The organism is Amphritea atlantica (genome assembly GCA_024397875.1).
Lineage (GTDB): Bacteria > Pseudomonadota > Gammaproteobacteria > Pseudomonadales > Balneatricaceae > Amphritea > Amphritea atlantica_B.
In genome coordinates, this window is record CP073344.1 from 2500147 (window position 1) to 2519875 (window position 19729).

Below are 19729 nucleotides of genomic sequence, written 5' to 3' on the forward strand. Positions count from 1 at the left end.
ACTCAATAATGAGCCGATCTGAAAACCTTCTGCCCCGCCAGCTGGGTGACGCCCACATCCGTCTGTTGCGGATCTACAAAGCCGTTGTTGAAAGCGGCGGATTCTCTGCCGCCGAAGTGGAGCTGAATATCAGTCGCCCTGCTATCAGTCTAGCCATATCAGAACTGGAAAGCCTGTTAAACATGCGCCTGTGCAACCGGGGCCGGGCCGGTTTTGCACTGACGGAACAGGGCGAAGAGGTATATGACGCAACCCTGCAACTGCTGGGAGGACTGGAGAATTTTCGCGCCCGGATCAACGCCATCAATACCGAACTGAAGGGCGAACTCAACATAGGGATCACCGATAATATGGTGACCGTTCCCCAGATGCGCATCACCCGCGCACTGGCAGCACTGAAAGCAAGAGGCCCGGAAGTCACTATCAATATCCGTATGATACCGCCTAAAGATATTGAATCCGGTGTGCTGGATGGCCAGCTTCTGGTTGGCGTCGTGTCAGAACAACGCAGCCTGCCGGGCCTGAACTATTTCCCTCTCTATGACGAGCAATCCCTTCTCTATTGCAGCAACGAGCATCCACTATTTGAAAAAGATAACAGCCTGTTGAGCGATGACGAGCTATCGGGATACGATGCTGTGCTGCCCGCCTACCCTCAGTCGGCAGAGATCAAACAGCAACAGGCGCTGCTCAAAGCCAGTGCCAGCTCCACCGATCGTGAAGGGATCGCCTTCCTGATTCTCAGTGGCAGCTATATCGGTTTTCTGCCCACTCACTATGCCAAACAGTGGATTCGCGAGGGACGAATCAGGGCGATTCAACCCGAGAAACGCAGTTTCACCACCCACTTCACAGCCATCACCCGCAAAGGCGCGCGCAACAACCTGATCCGCGATGCATTTATGGAAGAGTTAGAAAAGCAGTAGCTCGACGTGACTGCGTCACTTGCTAATGGCCAGATACGGCAGCGCCGCTTGCTGAAAAAAGATTTAAAAACTTAAGGAACACCCGTGAACCGAATCGCTGTTTTTGTTGATGTACAGAACATCTACTACACCACCCGCCAGGCCTATGGGCGACAGTTTAACTATCGTAAACTGTGGCAGGAGATCAGTCAGCAGGGGGAGATCGTTATCGCTAACGCCTACGCCATTCATCGCGGTGACGACAGCCAGCTAAAGTTCCAGAACGCCCTGAAACATATCGGTTTCAACGTCAAACTGAAGCCTTATATTCAGCGCAGTGACGGCTCCGCCAAAGGCGACTGGGATGTCGGCATCGCCATCGACGTTATGGATACCGCCCCGGAGGTCGATACCATAATCCTGCTCTCCGGTGATGGCGATTTTGATCTGCTGCTGGAACGGGTCAAACGGAAATACGGCGTAACCGCCCAGGTCTATGGCGTCCCCGCATTAACGGCCAATTCACTGATCAGCTCCGCGAGCGAGTTTTTTCCTATCGAAGACACACTGTTGCTTTAAGAACAGGACCCGTTACCTGGGGCCATTATTTACCGGGGTAAAATTTACCAGGGCAAAACATCCCCATTCGAATGCCAGAACGTACCGCTGGTTTCCAGCGTCAGCTCATCAATTCTTTGCGCCAGACGCCCGGCAGCCTGATCGGGAGTGATATCGCCATGTCCACCGATCATCTCGGTGCCGACCAGTCCCGGATGCAGCAGCGCCACGGCAACTCCGCGGGGTTTAAGATCATGGGCAAGAGAGACTCCGGCAATATTCAGTGCCGCTTTAGACATGCGATAACCGTAACGACCGCCGCTGGTATTATCGGTAACCGATCCCATCCGGCTGGAAACCAGTGCCACCTTTGCATTCTCAGCTAAGTGGTTCATCAGCGCTTCGGTTACCAGCAGGGATGCCAGAGCATTGGTCTCAAACTGCTGCCGAATCGAATCTGCATCGATCTCCCCCAACACTTCGTTGCGCAGAATGCCGGCGTTGTTAATCAGCAGATCGATGGTCACGGCTCCCAGAGCGGAAGCGATCCGTTCAATGCCCTGAGGCTGGGTGACGTCTGCTCCATCGATGATATTCACTCCCAGGGATTTCAACTCTTCAGATGCGGTTCTGCAAACAGCATAGACATCAGATCCCCGGCCCTGATACAGGCGACAAAAAGAGAGACCGATGCCACGGCTGGCACCGGTAATTACAACTGACTGAGACATAGCGCGGTACCCGATCATTGAGTTAAACGGTATCAGTATAGGTTGGGATAAATGGTAATAACAAAGTTTTTCTGAGCAACTGGCCGCGGGCTTTAACCAGTAGTAAGCGGCAACACCACGTCTGGCCAGCTACCCAGCGGCAGGCTAACCAGGGTTCGTCTTGGCGAAGCACTCATCGGACAATGAGCATGCATTGGAATGCACTTCTTGTAAGGACTTATTGTAAGGACTGATCTTCAAGAACTGACTTTAAGATATGACCTTAAAGGCAAGTTTTCAGAGTGGGTTCTAAAAACCGGCTTCAGAACTGATCTTCGTCGAAAGCCGCCGCCTGACCATCATTGACCAGAAACTCACGACGTTGCAGATAGGCATCACGCATCGCAGTATAGCGATCGCCGTTCAGCAACTGCTCAGCCGCCAGAAGACTGGCCCGGGTATCAATAATACGCAGCCCATAGAGCTGATTACGGGTACGGATCGGGTCAATCTCACCGACCGGATCAACCATTGAGTCCGGTATCAGGCCAATACCATCACGTATATTGGACGGGCCTAACAATGGCAACACCAGATAGGGCCCGGTCTCAACACCCCAGTAACCGAGCGTCTGACCAAAGTCTTCACTATGTTGCGGCAGGCCCATTGGGGTTGCTACATCGATTATGCCGCCCAGGCCCACTGTAGTATTAAATACAACCCGTGCCAGTCCCTGCCCGGCGGCATTACCTTTCAGTTGTAACAGGTTATTCAGCGTACTGCCGACATCGGACAAATTACCGAAGAAATTACTCACACCCGTTTCAATAATATTCGGCGTGATCGCCCTATAACCCTGAGCGGCTGGTTTAAGTGCATAGCGGTCCAGGGTGTCGTTAAAGCTGAACATCGCCCGGTTGAAGCCTTCCCATGGATCAATTTCCCGGCGATCATCGGCAGCAGCATTTAAAGAAAAGACCAAAAAGAGGGTAAACAGAGTGTTTTTAATTAGCATCTTGCTGAATTTCCAAAATCGTACCTGAAACCGAATTGTGCCTCAGATCATAGTTTTTTGCGACTGCAAAAAACAACTTTCTAAATACTTAGACACAAACCACAGGCATAAAAAAAGGACCCCTAAGGGTCCTTTTTTATCAGCTTAATCTTAAATTAAGATTAGAAGCTTACGTTGTAACCTACAGCGAAAGTATCTACTGCATTACCAGCATCTTCAGCATCGTTATCAGCTTCGATGTAGTTAGCGAATACAAATGCCTGCTTGCCCAGCTGCTGCTGAACTTCAACAACGTAACGCTGACCACCGTCCATTTCAGGAGTAGCAGCTACAGCATCAACAGCATCGTGGAAATCATTTCCAGCTATTGCAGTAGAACCTGCAGTCGCAGCTTTCTTACCGAAGTCGGTTACAGAAGCCAGGAACTTAGTGTTACCCATAGCGTAAGAACCAGCCAGTACGTATACTTCGTCAATACGGCTGATCTCGTCGTCTTCAACAGACAGCGCTACGTATGCATCGCCAGCAGAATAGCTCAGGCCGATAGAGTTGATGCTCTCATCAACTGTACCTTCGTAACGCAGTGTAGACAGAGCAACACCGAAACCACCGATTGAGTAGTTAACAGCTGCGTGCAGCGCATCAGCGTCATCACCAGTGTTACCACCAGCATCAACACCAGCAGCATCACGTGCAACACCAGCAACAGCCAGCTGCAGACCAGCCATAGTTGGAGAGATGTATGCAGCAGCGTTACCCTGACGACCGCCAGTAGCATAGCTGTGAGTTGTTTCAGTGTTAGCAGCTGCCATGATGTCAGTTTTACCAACTGTCCACAGGTAAGCTGGCAGCCACTGACGACCAACCAGTACTGTACCGAAGTCACCAGTAGCTCCAACGTAAGCCAGACGGCCTTTGTCTGGAGTACCGAAAGAACCGGACTCAGTGTTTGCATAAGTTTCAAAGTGAGCGATTGCAGTCGCGCCAGAGAACAGCTCAGAAGTAGCCTTGATACCGATACGTGAAGTGTTGTCCTGGATATCCAGTTCACTACCGTCAGCGTTAGCCATTTGAACACGCAGAGAGCCGTACAGAGTAGCGTCAGCTTGTGCAGCGATTGGAGCAGCCATAGCGCCGGCTACAGCCAGAGCAATAATAGACTTTTTCATTAATGTTTCCCCTTCAATATTTAACGTACTAGTAGTTAAACTTTATTATTTCTTACTTTGCTTCGCGTCATCAACTACGCTCGGCTAACAAGAAAAATACTATAATTCAGAAATATTTCAATCCCGTGGAAGAAATAAATTCTAACAGCGGATATTTCTGCCGGACTGACTACTATAACAGCCCTTAAGTATCTGTTATCTGCGACCCGGTTAACAACCTTAGTTTTTAACCGACTCAACCAGACTATTATAAGCTACAACCTGTTTAAAACCGAGGTTTCAAAGCCGCTTTTAAATAAATTTGACGCATTACAGCATAGCCTTTGGGCGTTCGCAACCATTTGTTCTGGTTTTTTAAGCAGTTAAGGCTGTTTTGCAACGCTCCATAAGCAAAAGCTGATGCAGATCAAACTCAAAAACAAATTCTCGGTCTGGACGCGACAAAACATATCTGACCTGTGTTACAGCTCTAGCTGCTGCCACTGCTGTTTCAGTCGTTTCTCTGAAACGGTTGTCCGGGTACCCAGTTGCTGAGCAAACAGCGATATACGGTACTCTTCCAGCATCCAGCGATACTCATCCAGTGAGTCATTGTAACGATTATGCTTACTGTCCAGCTCCAGCTGCCCCCGATACTGCCGGGTCAGCTGTTGCAACTGCTCACTCAGCATTCGCTGTCGCGGCAGCTCTCGTTGATATTTCTCCAGCCGCAACTCTATGCCTTTCAGATATCTTGGGTATTGCTGTAACTGTTGGAAAGGCACTTCAATTAAAAAACCTTTGAACACCAGACCATCCAGTTGCTGTCGGATATCGGCAAGGATGGTAACGGCCTGAAGATTAACCGAACCTGAAAGCTGCTTCTGAATGCTGTGATACTTTTTAGCAATCTCGCCCAACAATACCGCCTGCTGCTCTGCCTGCTGACAAAATTCGCTTCGGTAGCGGTTTAACTGATCAGAAAACGCTTGCTCCGATCGTATTGTCACACCCTCACCCAGGAAGGTTGCGGCGACTGCACTCAACAAACACTGTTCATGCAGCTGATTACGATTCTCTATTTTGGCTAGAAAGATGGCCGTTTGCTGAAATCCGGGTAGCCTGCTTTTTACGAAGCGTATCTGCTCGCTCAACTGCAACATCAATAAACGGGCCAGACCGAGCCGGTTTTGCTTCGCCGCCATGGCCCGGTCTTCAAATACCTTGAGTTCGACGCTATCGCCACAATCCTGCAATCCTGGATAAACCTCGAGCTCAAGCCCCCCCGCCTGCTTCAGCTTAATCGATTCAGGAAGATCGCCAAAGTCCCACCCGGTAATACCTTTTCGCCCCCAACTCTCTGAAGGCGCTTGTGTCAGTGCCTGGTGGGCCTGCTGTCCAAAATTCTGCTGTAACCTCTGCAGATCGCGTCCCTCGGTAACGGTATTGCCCTTTTCACCGGTCAGGCGAAGGTTAACCCGATAGTGATCATCCAGATTGACGGCATCCAGATCATCCCGACTGATTCTGACACCGGTCATTCTTTTAAGGTGCAATGCCAGCGCTTCATTCAACGAGCCCTCTGCAAAAACGGCTGCGTCAATAAAGGCATCAACATAATCGGGAATGGGTACGAAGTTTTTACGCAGAGATTTTGGTAAGCCTTTCAACAGAGCGACACATTTCTCTTTCAGCATCCCCGGTACTAACCACTCGAGCCGCTCTTCGGGGATCTGATTCAACAATACCAGCGGGGCTTTCAGCGTTACGCCATCATCTTTGGCGCCGGGTTCAAAATTATAACTGAGCTTCAATTTTGCGCCATTCAGCACAATCTGTTCAGGATAACTTGCCCGGGTGACATGCTCCGCTGAGCGCTGTAACAGATCCTCCTCCTGCATAAACAGGATTTTGGGGTTCTGTTGCTCCACCTGTTTACGCCACTGCTCAAAGCCTGCGCCATTAACTACCCAGGTTCCGGGATCAGCACCGTTATGCTGCTCCAGTCGCGAGGCATAAAACTCTGCCAGGGTATCCTCATCGACCAACAGATCCCGTCGCCGGGTCTTGGCTTCAAGGTTTTCAATTGAAGTCAGCAGGTTACGGTTATGACTGAAAAAAGGCCCCTGAGTACTGAACTGCCCTTCCACCAGCGCACTTCGAATAAAGATCTGCTGACTGACTTTTGGATCGATACTGCCATAATGCACTGTGCGCCCCGGAACGATAATCAGACCATAGAGGGTCACTTGCTCCTGTGCGACAACCTGAGCCTTTTTCTTTTCCCAGTGAGGTTCCAGATAACTGCGTTTCACCAGATGCCCGGCCAGCGACTCCGCCCACAGCGGATCGACACGGGCAACCATCCGGGCATACAAACGACTGGTTTCGACCAGTTCTGCCGCCATAATCCACTTCGGTGCTTTCTTATACAGCATTGATCCCGGAAAAATACTGAAACGACGGTTACGCGCCCCCAGATACTCTTTATTTTCCTGCTTAAAGCCCATATTGCCCAGCAAGCCTGCCAACAGCGATCGGTGCAACGGGTCATAGCCTGCCGGCTGAGCGTTCTCTTTGTAATTCAGGTTACGGCAGATCAGATGCAACTGACGGTGCACATCGCGCCACTCGCGCATCCGCATAAAGGAGAGAAACTGTTTCTGACAGTATTTACGCAACTGATTTTGTGTCAGCGCCTGCCGCTGCTCTTCATACAGATTCCAGAGGTTAACCAGAGTGACAAAATCGGATTCTTCATCGGCATACTCCCGGTGTTTCTGATCGGCCGCCTGCTGTTTGTCCATGGGACGTTCCCGTGGATCCTGCACACTCAGGGCGCTGGCGATGATAATCATCTCTTTGAGGCAGCCGTTATCGACTGCGGCCAGCAACATCCGGCCAATTTTAGGATCAACAGGCAAGCGGCTCAGCTGTCGCCCCAGTTTTGTCAGGGTGCGCTTATCATCAACGGCCCCCAGCTCCTGCAGCAGATTAAAGCCGTCGTTGATATAACGGGAATCCGGTGGATCAATAAAAGGAAACTCATCGATCGCCCCGAGTCGCAGATTAAGCATCTGCAGAATAACCGCCGCAAGATTTGTGCGGCGAATCTCGGCATCGGTAAACTCGGGCCGGGCGTTAAAGTCCTCCTCTGAATAGAGACGGATACAGATACCCTCTGCCACCCGGCCACAGCGCCCTTTGCGTTGATTGGCGCTGGCCTGAGACACCGGTTCTACCGGCAGTCGCTGCACCTTAGAACGGTAGCTATAACGGCTGATACGGGCCATACCCGGATCAATCACATACCGAATTCCCGGGACGGTTAATGAGGTTTCCGCAACGTTGGTAGAAAGGACTATTCGTCGCCCGGCTCCCCGGGCAGAGGAGAAGATCTTGTTCTGCTCAGCCACACTGAGGCGGGCATACAGGGGCATCACTTCGATATGCTTAACACGCCCCTGCTGCGCGGCTTTTCTCAGGTATTCCGCTGCCTCTCTGATCTCCCGCTCACCGCTGAGAAATACCAGAATATCACCGGCACCGGAAATCCCCTTTTTCCGCTCCAGCTGAATCAGCTCTTCAGTGGCACAGACGATCCCTTCCGGAATGCTCTTGTCACTGCTTTCATCCAGCTCTTCAAGGGGACGATAGTGCAGCTCTACCGGATAGGTGCGTCCCGACACTTCAATCACCGGCGCATCATTGAAGTGCTTAGAGAAACGTTCCAGATCGATTGTCGCGGAGGTTATGATCACCTTCAGATCCGGCCGTTTATGCAGAATCCGGTGCAGATAGCCCAGCAGGAAATCGATATTCAGACTGCGCTCATGGGCTTCATCGATAATCAGGACTTCGTAACGTTCGAGATAACGATCGTTCTGTGTTTCAGCCAGCAGGATACCATCGGTCATCAGTTTGACCAGAGTGTTTTCGGCAACCTGCTCGGTAAAACGTACCTGATATCCCACGGTACTTCCCAGGGAGGTTTGCAGTTCCTCGGCGATACGATTCGCAACCGTTCGGGCCGCCAGGCGACGGGGCTGGGTATGACCGATCAGCCCCACCCGGCCTAAGCCGAGTTCCAGACAGATCTTTGGCAACTGCGTGGTTTTACCCGACCCGGTTTCACCCGCAATCACCACGACCTGATGCTCAGATATCGCTTTGGCGATCTCCTCACGACGAGCACTGACCGGCAAATCTGGATAACTGACCGGCAAACTATACGTCCGCTTTGCCACTTTCTCTTCAGAACGTAGCAGCAGTGCCTCAACCTCATCCTGCAACTTATCAGAGGGCTTAGTGTCTTTCAGCCGGCGTTGCAGCAGCTGGATCTTCTTTCGAATAGAGAAACGGTCGGCAATCAGACAGTTATCCAGCCGGGTATAGAGTTGCTTGATAGTGGAAGTCACAATGGAATTTTCAGTTTTAAAAGAGGGTTTAGATCAGGCGTGGCCAAAGCACCGGCTCAGTGGCTGTTGAACACCTTCGCGAAAAACGATCATCTCACCGGTCTGCAGCTTACGCCAATGCTCATTATCGGTCAGCGGTTCGGTGGTGACCACGGTTACTATATCGTCAGGGGTCGTTTCTTTGCAAAAGTCGACGGTCAGTTCGGCATCGGCCAGTCTGGCCCTACCAAAAGGCGCCCGCCGGGTAATCCATGAAAGCTTGGTTGAGCAGTATGCCAGCAGATATTCAGACTCCGTCATTAACATATTGAACACCCCAAGCTCGCGTAACTGATCACAGCAGCAGTGTATCAGCTCAATCACTTCGGAGAAGTCCGTCGGTCTCACGGGAAAACGTTCCCTTACCTGCCCCAGCAGCCAGCAGAAAGCGTATTCACTATCGGTAGTCCCTATCGGGTGATAGTAGGTTAAGGGCAGATCAAACAGTTTCGGGTCCAGTTGACCATTGTGAGCAAAGGTCCAGCAGTATCCCCAAAGTTCCCGGGTAAAGGGATGTGTATTTTCCAGGCAGATACTGCCGACGTTAGCCTGACGAATATGGCTGATTACCGTCTTACTCTTGATCGGATGATTGGTAATCAGCCGTGCAATTTCCGATTGGCTACTCGGTGCCGGATCATGAAAAGCCTGAAGTCCCTTGCCATCATAGAAGGCTATACCCCAGCCATCCTTATGGGGCCCGGTCTCCCCACCACGCTGCATCAACCCGCTAAAGCTGAAGCATATATCGGTTGGGACATTGGCGCTCATGCCAAGCAGTTCACACATCGTTTATACAGATTCCTTGCCCGCTTTAATCGTTACCTTATCCGGCAGAGAATCAATCGCATCGATACCGGATTCGACTTGCGGTGCGTGTTCTAACACACCCATATCTTTCATACGCCGTTCACCGATAAAGTTGCCTTCAGGGTGAATCGCCATAACTTTACTGACAACCGTTGCAACGACTTTACCACCACGGTCAATCTCGAGTTCGTCGCAGAGCACCTCGCCCTCAAGCAAGCCACATACCGTAATATGGTTTGCTTTCACCACCCCGTGCACATGGCCATTTTTGCCAATGGAGATATTATCAAGTGAGGATACATTACCCTCAAATGTACCATCAATATGCATCCGGCCGATGATACTCATATCACCGCTGAACTTATTGCCTTCAGCAATGATAGTTATTGCTGAGCCGTTTGCAACGCCTGATTTAGCGGGTACATTTTTCGTAAAGAAGCCCATTTTACACCTTTTACTTCTGAAAACAGTGATTCGAAATTACTTAAATTCCAGGCCACAAATGGCTCAGGGTCGACCGGCCTGAACAGGTAGCGTACTTCGTAATGAAGATGGGGTCCGGTAGAGGTACCAGTATTTCCACTCAGGCCGATCAACTGCCCTTTACTGACAAAGGTTCCGCTTTTAATTTTTACATCGCTCAGGTGGGCGTAGTAGGTTTTAAACCCAAGCGCATGCTGCAGGATGATCAGTTTGCCAAAACCGCTCTGCTTGTGTAGTCCGGCATATTCCACTGCGCCATCGGCAGTGGCATAGACCGGCGTACCGGTATTTGCTTTAAAATCGATGCCGTTGTGCATGACCCTTTTTTTGCGGATCGGATGCATACGCATACCAAATTTATCACTTATCCGAATCCCCTGAATCGGCTCACCATTAGGCAGAACACTGAGAAAAAACAGGCGCTGGTTGGTCATCACGGTTAAGTCATCGGCCCGGTCAGAGGTCATCTCTTGCGAAGGAGGCAACCCCAACAGGCCTTCCAGGCCAAAGAGGCTGGCATCCAGAGTTTCATTCAGTTCACCGATACGAAGGTTCTCTTCCTGCAACTGATCCCGCTCGATCTTCAGCTCCTGCAGCGTTGAGGAAAGCTGATCGAGCTGACCTTTTTGCAGCTCCTGAGTCCCCAGCGTCATCTCGTACTGACTGGCCAGAGAGTCAATCCCCTGTTCCAGATCGTCGAGGGCATCCGAGGTTTTGACCAACAGCAGATTAGAGATAAAAAAACTACAAACCGACATTAACAAAAACAGGGCAAGCAGATACCTGGCCAACTGACCCAGAGTATACTGCCGCGACCCCTGAGCAGTGGTTAATGTGATAAGCAGTTTTTTACGCAGCATGCCCGGAAAACCATATTCACGATAAAAAATATCGGTGAAATATACCTTCATTGCGGCTAAAAGTCATAAAAGCTACATCAAAAACACACCATTTTATGAGATTAATCTGACCCACTTCCTGCTTCGGCTAACTCTCGCCTTTGTCATCCCCTCCGACAGCAGGGGCTGCAGCAAGAATACGGTCTGCAAGACGGGAAAACGGCAGACTCTGAACCCAGACACTTCCGGTTCCGGAGAGTGTCGCCAGCCACAGACCCTCGCCTCCGAGGAACATCGATTTAAGTCCTTTTACCATCTCGATGTCATACTCAATGCCTTCACTGAAGCCAACCAGACAACCGGTATCGACTCGCAGAGTCTCATTATTCAGTTCTTTCTTCACCACCGAGCCACCCGCCTGAATAAAGGCCATGCCGTCCCCTTCCAGCTTCTGCAAAATAAAACCTTCGCCACCGAAAAAGCCGGCGCCAAGCTTACGGGAAAAAGCCACCGATAACCGGGTTCCCAGCGCGGCGCAGAGAAAAGCATCTTTCTGACAATAGAGTCGCTCGCCGATCTGAGACATATCGACCGGAACAACCATACCCGGATAGGGGGCGGCAAAAGCCACTTTGCGCTTCTGGCCACCGTTATTGGAGAAGTGGGTCATAAACAATGACTCGCCGGTGATCATCCGCTTACCCACCGAAAACAGCTTTGAGAACATCCCCTGATCGGGATCGGCACCATCTCCCATCTTCGTTTCAAAACTGATATCACCCTCCATGTAGTTCATGGAACCGGCTTCTGCGATCACGGTTTCACCCGGATCGAGTTCCACCTCCAGCATCGGCATTGAATTCCCTATAATTTCATAATCCACTTTATGACACTTCATATCACTCTCCTTAACAGCTAACCACCCCACTGCTTCATCAACGGCAGCAGTACAGCCAGGGTAATCAAAGACAACAAGGTTGTAACCATAATCGTTGCCGAAGTCAGTGTCACCCGGGTGTTGTATTGCTGGGCCAGCACGTACACCATTGCGCCGGTTGGCAGCGCGGCAAGAACGACTGCGCTGGCACCCCAGAATGGCTCCAACCCGAACATAAGCGCCAGTCCGAAGGTTGCCAACGGGTGCACCACCAACTTAACCAGCGTCAGCCAGACCAGCTCAAAACTGCCTGCTCCGACTTTAAGGCCACAGAGTGAAATGCCCAGCGCAAACAACGCGACGGGGGCAGCAGAAGGCGCCAGCATCTGCAGCGGAGTTAAAATTATGGCCGGTAGCGAAATACCGCTTAACGATACCAACATGCCCAGTACCGGAGCCATCATCACCGGATTTTTAAGCAGCGCCTGAAACAACAGTGTTTTGAGTTTGCCCCATACACTGCCCTGACTGTTCTGCAGTTCTGACATCAAAGCCAGCACCAGAATAAACAGAAGATTACTGGTCAGGGTCGCGATAATAACCGGCAGCGCGCCCCGCTCGCCAAACATAAAATAAAATATCGGTACGCCCATATAAACCGTGTTCGCCCAGGCTGAATTCAACGCAACCACAGTCCAGTCAAGGGGGGCGGTAAGCTGCAACCGGCGCCAGCCCAAAAAGGCAACGACGACCGCGACAACCGAGCCTCCTGTATAAACAGCGATAAAATGCCATTGCAGAACTGACTGAATATCAACCGATGCGGTAGAGGTAAACATCAGGGCAGGCACGGCAATGTAATAGACATAGCGGTTCAGAGCGGATGCACTGGTCTCCTCCAGCAAGCCGGAACGGCGGCATCCCCAGCCCAGCACCATCAGGATAAAAACAGGTATTACGATATCAAACAGCAGCTGCATGAATGTTTCTCAATAAATAGATGAAAGAGCGAAATTGTTATAAATGTTTCACTAATTGGCTAGAGCCTTTAACGCTGGCCAGTGATAAGTTATCTGCCTGACTGCACTACATTTCAAACTATAACAATAAATACAAACAGCTAATATATAGGACTCAACTATGAGCAAAAGAGAAGTAGTTGTACTGAGCGGCGTTCGAACTGCCATCGGTGGATTTGGTGGCAGCCTGAAATCTCAGACGCCCTGCGATCTGGCCAGCACCTGTGTCAGTGAAGCGGTAACCCGTTCAGGCGCGGCACCGGAAGATTTCGGTCACAGTGTTTTTGGTAACGTGATTCACACCGAACGACGGGATATGTATCTGGGCCGCGTCGCTGCAGTCAATGGTGGCCTGCCGGTTGAAACCCCTGCAGTCACAATGAACCGCTTATGTGGTAGCGGACTGCAGGCGATTATTTCTGCCACTCAGCAGATTGAACTGGGAGTCTGTGACGCTGCTGTAGCAGGCGGTGCTGAAGTAATGAGTCAATCCCAGTACTGGATGCCCACGGCGCGTTTTGGTCAGCGAATGGGAGATGCCGCTATCGTGGATGCGATGGTGGGTGCACTGACCTGCCCGTTTGATAACACGCATATGGGTATAACCGCTGAAAATATCGCTGAAAAATGGCAGATCAGCCGCGAGGATCAGGATGCACTGGCGGTATTGAGCCACAACAATGCCGAACGGGCCATTACCGAGGGCCGGTTTAAAGAGCAGATCGTGCCGATTGAGCTCAAGTCGCGCAAAGGGGTTACAGTGTTCGACACCGATGAGCACCTGCGCTATGGCTGTACTCCAGATGATATGGCAAAACTCCGTCCGGCCTTTAAAAAGGACGGCAGCGTCACTGCGGGTAACGCTTCCGGCCTTAACGATGCCGCAGCTGCGGTTACTTTAATGGCCGCGGAAACCGCTGAAGCCAAGGGCCTGAAACCGATGGCGCGCCTGGTCGGTTACAGTTTTGCCGGAGTAGAACCCAAATATATGGGTATCGGCCCCGTACCCGCAGTGCGTAAGCTGCTGGCTGACAATAACCTGTCCACCACCGATATCGATGTATGGGAAGTTAATGAAGCATTTTCTGCTCAGGCTCTGGCCGTGTGCCGTGATCTTGAACTGCCGATGGAGAAGGTAAACGTCAATGGTAGTGGTATCTCTCTGGGCCACCCGATCGGCGCTACCGGTGCGATCATTACCGTGAAAGCGCTCTACGAACTTCAGCGCAGCGCTGGACGCTACGCGGTTGTAACTATGTGTATCGGCGGCGGCCAGGGTATTGCTGCACTGCTTGAGCGGATTTGATACGAGCCTGTAAAAAATCTGTATTAACGGCTAAACCCAAGCCCGCGGCAAACTGTCAGCGGGCTTTTTTCTCTCCACTGATCAACTATATACTCCCCATGTTAAACGGCTGAGCCACTGACAGTTTATTATTAGACTGTTTTCTGTCTATTATTCAATTAGTTTACCAACGACAGGCACTGTATGTTCCCTCTCTCGCTATATTTTACAGATCAGCACGTTAAATGGAACGCAGCGCAACTGTGGAACAATATTCCGGCATACTACTGTGCTAATGAAGAGGCAGTGGTTTCTCAACTCTCAGACCTTATCCCGGATAACGAACAGCATACGCTCCGCAAGCTGACACCTGTCGGAGAGCAACCGGAAGATCCATTCTGCACAGTACCGCTGAGCAGCGATCTCCGATTGAACAACGAACAACAGATAGCGTTGATCTCGCTGGCTGAAACACTGCTTCACCTGCCTGATGAGCAGTGCATCAGCGCTTTCATAGAAGAGAAACTGACATCTACTCACGGGCAGTCCTTCTTTGAGCTCAATAGCACGGCTATACAGCATACCGCCACCTGGAAACAGGCCGTTCGCCTGCAGCAGATCCCTGCGGAAACCGAGGCACGCAGCCTATTCAGTCAACTGGTTCAACAACTTGACTATCCACTTATTCGCACAACGGTGTCTGATACAGTCGCCGCACTGAGACAGCAACTGATCTTCAGTCCCGATATTCGGCAGGGGCTGATGCAGATCCGCAATCACCCGGACAACCAGGCATATACTATTAACATACTGGGGGAGTCTGCAGTGACGGATGAATCCGCCAGACACTATCTCAGTCTCTGTGTAGAAGCGCTAAAAGCGATAGCCGCGGAGGACTTCACAGACCGCCCCATACCATCGCTGTCTATCAAGCTATCCGCCCTGCATCCCCGTCTGGAGCCCCTCAAGTCAAACCAGGTCATTGAAGAGGTGACTCAGCGTATGCTGTATCTGCTGATTCTAGCCCGCTCAGAAAATATCGCGATTACCCTGGAGGCAGAGGAGTCCAGCCGACAGGAGCTGATGCTGCAGATATTTGAAAACCTGCTGCGCAGTGAACTCTGCCGGGGCTGGGGAGGGTTAGGAGTGACTCTCCAGGCGTATTCCAAACGGGCCTTGCCGATACTTGGCTGGTTAAATTTCCTGGCCGAAGAGTTACAAACCCCTATCCCGGTGAGACTGGTCAAAGGCGGTTATCTGAACGGTGAGATCGGCTATGCTCAACAGCAGGGACTGCCGGATTACCCGGTTTATACACGCCAGGAGACAACCGACCTTTCATACCGGTTATGCGTGCACTACCTGCTGGATAATCATCGCCCTCTGCTCCGGCCCCAGTTTGCCAGTCACAACGCGACAACTATTGGCCAGATTTTAAACATCGCCGAACAAAGCACTAAAGCGTTTGAACTACACCGGCAACACAGCCTGGGCGAAAAATTCTTTACGCTGCTGCGGGCCGACAACTGTGAAGCCGTGCAACGGGTATACCTGACCATAGGAACACAGGCGCAACTGCCCCCACATCTGTTTCGCCGACAACTGAACAGCGAGCCGGGCTTTACCTTTGCACCGCCAAAGCCTGATTATTTAGAAGCCTCCTCTGGTGTTTATGCGTCAGTCGATGAAAAACCACAAGGGACTATTCTCGACTCACAACAGCAACGCCAGCAGCTGTTAAAAAAGATTGATAGCTTTTGCAACACACAGTGGCTGGCTGCACCGCTGATCAATGGGGAGCCGGTCAGATCCCGTCCGGCAGAGATAACGGTTTCCCCCTTTAACCTGAGCTTGCCAACCGGCGAGCTGTTTCGCAGCTCCGTTGACGATGTGCGCGAAGCCTTCACCGTGACCAGAACCGGCTTTGTCGGCTGGAACAGAGTGACTGTATCCAGACGGGCGATGATTATTTCCCGTTTTGCAGACCTGCTGGAACAGCATCGTGAGGAGCTGATCGCACTGTGCATCCGTGAATCAGGTAAAACCCTGCGGGATGCAATGGGTGAGATCCGCGAAGCCGTTGCGCTGTGCCGGCTATACGCAGATCAGGCCAGCAGTCGTTTAGCGCCTCAGCCGCTGGTTTCGATGGCCGGCGATGAGAAAGTTCTGCGATACGATGGCCGGGGTATCTTTGTCTGCATCAGCCCCTGGAACTTTCCGCTGGCGATCTGGGCCGGTCAGGTCGTTGCAGCACTGCTGACTGGAAACACGGTTGTTGCCAAACCCGCCAGCAGCGCCCCTCTGATCGCTTATCGCGCCACCCAGCTGTTATTAGATGCCGGGGTTGCTAAAGACGCCATCGCCCTGCTGCCCGGCAGCAGTGATAGTATCGATGAACAACTGATCACCGATTTTCGCCTCAGCGGCATCGCCTTCACCGGATCGAATCGTAGTGCGGGCATTATAGCCCGGCTGCTGGCGCAAAGAGCGTCCGCCCCTGTTGTGCCGCTGATAACCGAAACCAGTGGATTGAATGTCATGATTACCGATAACAGTGCACTGCCTGAACTGATCGTCAGAGATGTTATAGAATCAGCGTATAACAGCGCCGGCCAGCGCTGCTCCGCTTTACGGGTTCTCTATCTGCAAGAGGAAACCGCCGACCAGTTGGAATCGATGCTGATCGGTGCTATCCAGACCCTGACTGTTGGCGACCCGGGCAAACCGGATACAGACCTTGGGCCAGTGATCGATAATCATGCCCTGCAAGCGTTGCATGGACATATTGAGCACTGCAGGATACATGACAGGTTGATATTTGAAGGAGAACTGACTGCCCGGCACGATGTCGGCTATTTTGTCGCGCCCACCCTGATCCGTCTGTACTCCATCGATGAACTCAGCGAGGAGCATTTTGGCCCGGTTTTACATATTATCCGCTACCAGAAAGATAATCTTGAGCGGATAATGGAGGAGATAAACCGCACCGTTTACGGGCTGTCACTGAGCATTCACTCTCAGGATAATCAGACCATTCAGCAGATCTGCACCCGGCTCCGTCCCGCCAATATCGCGATAAAACGCAGCCAGAGCAGCCCTTATGCCAGCTCGCAACGATTCGCGTCAACGGGCCTGTCAGGCACCGGCCCGAAGGCTGGCAGCCCCAACTATCTTAGCGGTTTTACCCAGGAAACGATCTGCTCCTCCAGTCAGGACTACCTGACTTGAAAGGCTGGCTTAAATCAGGCTACCTCAGCCTGAACCAGACGGTAACAGGGTTGATATTCCTCATAATCGATCTTCATGCGACGCTGCAACACAAAGGATGACAGTAACACATCAAGCTCATTCATCATGTCGGCTTCGCCACTCAGTTCAAACGGGCCAAACTCCTCTATTGCGCGGATACCCGGCGCTTTTACATTACCCGCGACAATACCAGACAGCGCTTTGCGCAGGGTCGCTGCCAGCAGATAGTCAGGCTGATCCCGGGTCAGGTTAAGCTCGGCCATATTTTCATGGGTGGGTTCAAACGGTTGCTGAAACTCACTGGAAATATACAGCTGCCAGTTAAAGTGGAATGATTCACCGATCGCTTTACGATAGACCGTCACCCGATCAAGCCCCGCTTTCATTCGTAGCGCAACCTCGTAGGGATCACCCACCACAATCTCATACAGATTTGCTGCCCGGTCACCCAGAGTGGCACGGATAAACCGGTCTACCGTTTCGAAATAAGCTTCACTGCCCGCAGGACCAGTGAAGATCAGCGGGAACGGACAGGTACAGTTGCGTTCATGGAGCAGGATACCCAATATATAGAGAATCTCTTCCGCCGTACCCGCACCTCCGGGAAAAACAATAATGCCATGCCCCAGCCGGACAAACGCTTCCAGCCGTTTCTCTATATCCGGCATGATGATCAGCTCGTTAACAATCGGATTGGGCGATTCGGCAGCAATAATGCCCGGTTCGGATATACCCACATAACGGGCGTCGGAGATCCGCTGTTTTGCATGCGCGATAGTCGCGCCTTTCATCGGCCCTTTCATCGCGCCAGGGCCGCATCCGGTACAGACACTCATAGCTCGCAGGCCAAGCTCATAGCCGACCTGCTTAGTGTAGATATACTCTTCTCTGCTGATGGAGTGACCGCCCCAGCAAACCGCCAGGTTCGGCTTCACATGGGGTTCTATCGCCTTGGCGTGACGCAGAATATGAAACACCATATTGGTGATCTGCTCCCCCTCCTGCAGACCATCGCAGCACTTATCCAGCTCATCGCCGACATAGAGCAGATCCCGTACCACAGAGAACAGATGCTCACGAATACCCTGAATGATCTCACCGTCGACAAATGCCTTGGCGGGTGCATTAATCAGTTCCAGCTGCACACCGCGATGCTTATCACTCACCCTGATATCAAAGTCTTTATGCTTTTCCAGTACCTGCTTGGTACTGTCCAGTTCGCTGCCACAGTTGAGCACCGCAAGGGAGCACTGTCTGAACAGGGGATATAAACCCGCCTGATTACGATCCTGAAGCTTTGCAACCTCATAGGGTGAAAGTGTGTCCAGACTATCCAGTGGCGTAATATTGGCCGTTACAAATTGCTCGGTCATCATGGTCTTGCCCCTCTAATTAAATACCCCAGCGCAGAAAATATTTCCGGCTGTACACAGGGCGTGTCAGGTCCCTCTATAAACTATCTGACTCCTCTAAAAAATATAAAGTTCAGGTTACACTATAGTTAACACATCGTTACAGCTCCAGTAACCTGTTGATAAAAAAGAATTAACTATTGATCAAACTTTCAACAAACAGCGGAACTTCGCGACTGGCCGGCCCATAAATGTGGCGATCAAAAGCGGACTGCTTTTTCGACGGTTCAAGATTAATTTCAACCGTTTCAGCCCCAACACTGTTAGCCACTTCAACAAAACCGGCCGCCGGATAGACATGACCGGAAGTGCCGATGGAGACAAACAGATCGCAACTTTCCAGCGCCTCATAGATCAGCTCCATCTGCATCGGCATCTCGCCAAACCAGACAATATCCGGTCTCAGTGTGCCTGCCTGATCACAGCAGCGACAACGGGCTTCCGGTGCCACCGGCTGGTGATTACTAAACACCTGGCCCGAGGTGATACAGCGCAGGTTGAGCAGCTCCCCATGCATATGAATCAGGTTGTGACTGCCGGCACGCTCATGCAGGTTATCGATGTTCTGGGTCACCAGCAGGAACTGCTCTGTACAGCCCTGTTCCAGCTTCGCCAGCGCCTGATGTGCCGGATTGGGACGGATATCCGGCAGCAATAATTGTTCGCGCCGCTGATTATAGAATTGATGAACCAGCTCAGGATCGCGCTCAAATGCTTCAGGCGTAGCGACATCTTCAATACGATGGTTTTCCCACAAACCATCCGCCGCCCGAAACGTCCTGATGCCTGATTCAGCCGATATTCCGGCACCGGTAAGAACCACAATATTCTGATATTGCACACCCTGCTCCTTAAAAATGGTGACTCGTGGGTTTTATCCTACGTCAACTTCTGCTTAACTAACCATACAGACCGGAGTTTTTTTGCCGGTTACTGTGTAAACATCTGAGTCGGCTCGAGAA

Annotated in this window: 15 protein-coding genes; 4 read left to right on the top strand and 11 right to left on the bottom strand. The window is 51.4% G+C overall.

Translation table 11 applies throughout. The features are described 5' to 3' along the window. The first annotated feature begins 8 nt into the window (after nucleotides 1–8). Both KDX31_11555 and KDX31_11560 read left to right on the top strand, forming a co-directional pair. The gene (locus KDX31_11555; protein UTW01996.1) at nucleotides 9–926 is read left to right on the top strand and encodes a LysR family transcriptional regulator; all 918 of its coding nucleotides are present in this window, start codon (nucleotides 9–11) and stop codon (nucleotides 924–926) included. Between the two features lie 84 nt (nucleotides 927–1010). After that, a complete protein-coding gene (locus tag KDX31_11560; protein UTW01997.1) occupies nucleotides 1011–1484 on the top strand; it encodes an NYN domain-containing protein in 474 nt (157 codons plus the stop codon). Nucleotides 1485–1528: 44 nt separating this feature from the next. Here KDX31_11560 and KDX31_11565 read toward each other — a convergent pair whose 3' ends face one another. The 9 genes from KDX31_11565 to KDX31_11605 form a co-directional block, all read right to left on the bottom strand. Then, nucleotides 1529–2194 carry an SDR family oxidoreductase gene (locus tag KDX31_11565; protein UTW01998.1) on the bottom strand — a complete coding sequence of 222 codons (666 nt, stop codon included), beginning with the start codon at nucleotides 2192–2194 and terminating at the stop codon, nucleotides 1529–1531. 301 nt (nucleotides 2195–2495) lie between these two features. Then, nucleotides 2496–3188 carry a VacJ family lipoprotein gene (locus KDX31_11570; protein ID UTW01999.1) on the bottom strand — a complete coding sequence of 231 codons (693 nt, stop codon included), beginning with the start codon at nucleotides 3186–3188 and terminating at the stop codon, nucleotides 2496–2498. A gap of 161 nt (nucleotides 3189–3349) precedes the next feature. Next, a complete protein-coding gene (locus KDX31_11575) occupies nucleotides 3350–4357 on the bottom strand; it encodes a porin (protein UTW02000.1) in 1008 nt (335 codons plus the stop codon). Between the two features lie 461 nt (nucleotides 4358–4818). After that, a complete protein-coding gene (gene hrpA, locus KDX31_11580) occupies nucleotides 4819–8754 on the bottom strand; it encodes an ATP-dependent RNA helicase HrpA (protein UTW02001.1) in 3936 nt (1311 codons plus the stop codon). Between the two features lie 33 nt (nucleotides 8755–8787). Then, a complete protein-coding gene (locus KDX31_11585; protein UTW02002.1) occupies nucleotides 8788–9582 on the bottom strand; it encodes a class II glutamine amidotransferase in 795 nt (264 codons plus the stop codon). Nucleotides 9583–9585: 3 nt separating this feature from the next. After that, nucleotides 9586–10047 (bottom strand): polymer-forming cytoskeletal protein, encoded by a 462-nt coding sequence (locus KDX31_11590; GenBank protein UTW02003.1) that lies wholly within the window; start codon nucleotides 10045–10047, stop codon nucleotides 9586–9588. Further along, nucleotides 9987–10946 carry a peptidoglycan DD-metalloendopeptidase family protein gene (locus KDX31_11595; protein UTW05380.1) on the bottom strand — a complete coding sequence of 320 codons (960 nt, stop codon included), beginning with the start codon at nucleotides 10944–10946 and terminating at the stop codon, nucleotides 9987–9989. Before KDX31_11595 ends, KDX31_11590 begins: the two co-directional genes overlap by 61 nt. 127 nt (nucleotides 10947–11073) lie before the next feature. Beyond that, nucleotides 11074–11823 carry a TIGR00266 family protein gene (locus tag KDX31_11600; GenBank protein ID UTW02004.1) on the bottom strand — a complete coding sequence of 250 codons (750 nt, stop codon included), beginning with the start codon at nucleotides 11821–11823 and terminating at the stop codon, nucleotides 11074–11076. Between the two features lie 17 nt (nucleotides 11824–11840). Continuing rightward, the gene (locus tag KDX31_11605; GenBank protein UTW02005.1) at nucleotides 11841–12782 is read right to left on the bottom strand and encodes an AEC family transporter; all 942 of its coding nucleotides are present in this window, start codon (nucleotides 12780–12782) and stop codon (nucleotides 11841–11843) included. A 160-nt stretch (nucleotides 12783–12942) separates the two neighbouring features. Between KDX31_11605 and KDX31_11610 the strand changes: the two genes are divergently transcribed. Beyond that, on the top strand, nucleotides 12943–14127 hold the full coding sequence (locus tag KDX31_11610; protein ID UTW02006.1) for an acetyl-CoA C-acyltransferase family protein: 1185 nt from the start codon (nucleotides 12943–12945) through the stop codon (nucleotides 14125–14127). A gap of 183 nt (nucleotides 14128–14310) precedes the next feature. After that, nucleotides 14311–17334 carry an L-glutamate gamma-semialdehyde dehydrogenase gene (locus KDX31_11615; GenBank protein ID UTW02007.1) on the top strand — a complete coding sequence of 1008 codons (3024 nt, stop codon included), beginning with the start codon at nucleotides 14311–14313 and terminating at the stop codon, nucleotides 17332–17334. Nucleotides 17335–17348: 14 nt separating this feature from the next. On the opposite strand, the gene KDX31_11620 is transcribed toward KDX31_11615, so the two are convergent. Beyond that, nucleotides 17349–18731: an LOG family protein gene (locus tag KDX31_11620; GenBank protein UTW02008.1), complete on the bottom strand. Its 1383-nt coding sequence runs from the start codon at nucleotides 18729–18731 to the stop codon at nucleotides 17349–17351. 169 nt (nucleotides 18732–18900) lie between these two features. Then, nucleotides 18901–19608, bottom strand: coding sequence for an NAD-dependent protein deacylase (gene cobB / locus KDX31_11625; GenBank protein ID UTW02009.1), 708 nt, complete (start codon nucleotides 19606–19608; stop codon nucleotides 18901–18903). Nucleotides 19609–19729: the final 121 nt, after the last annotated feature.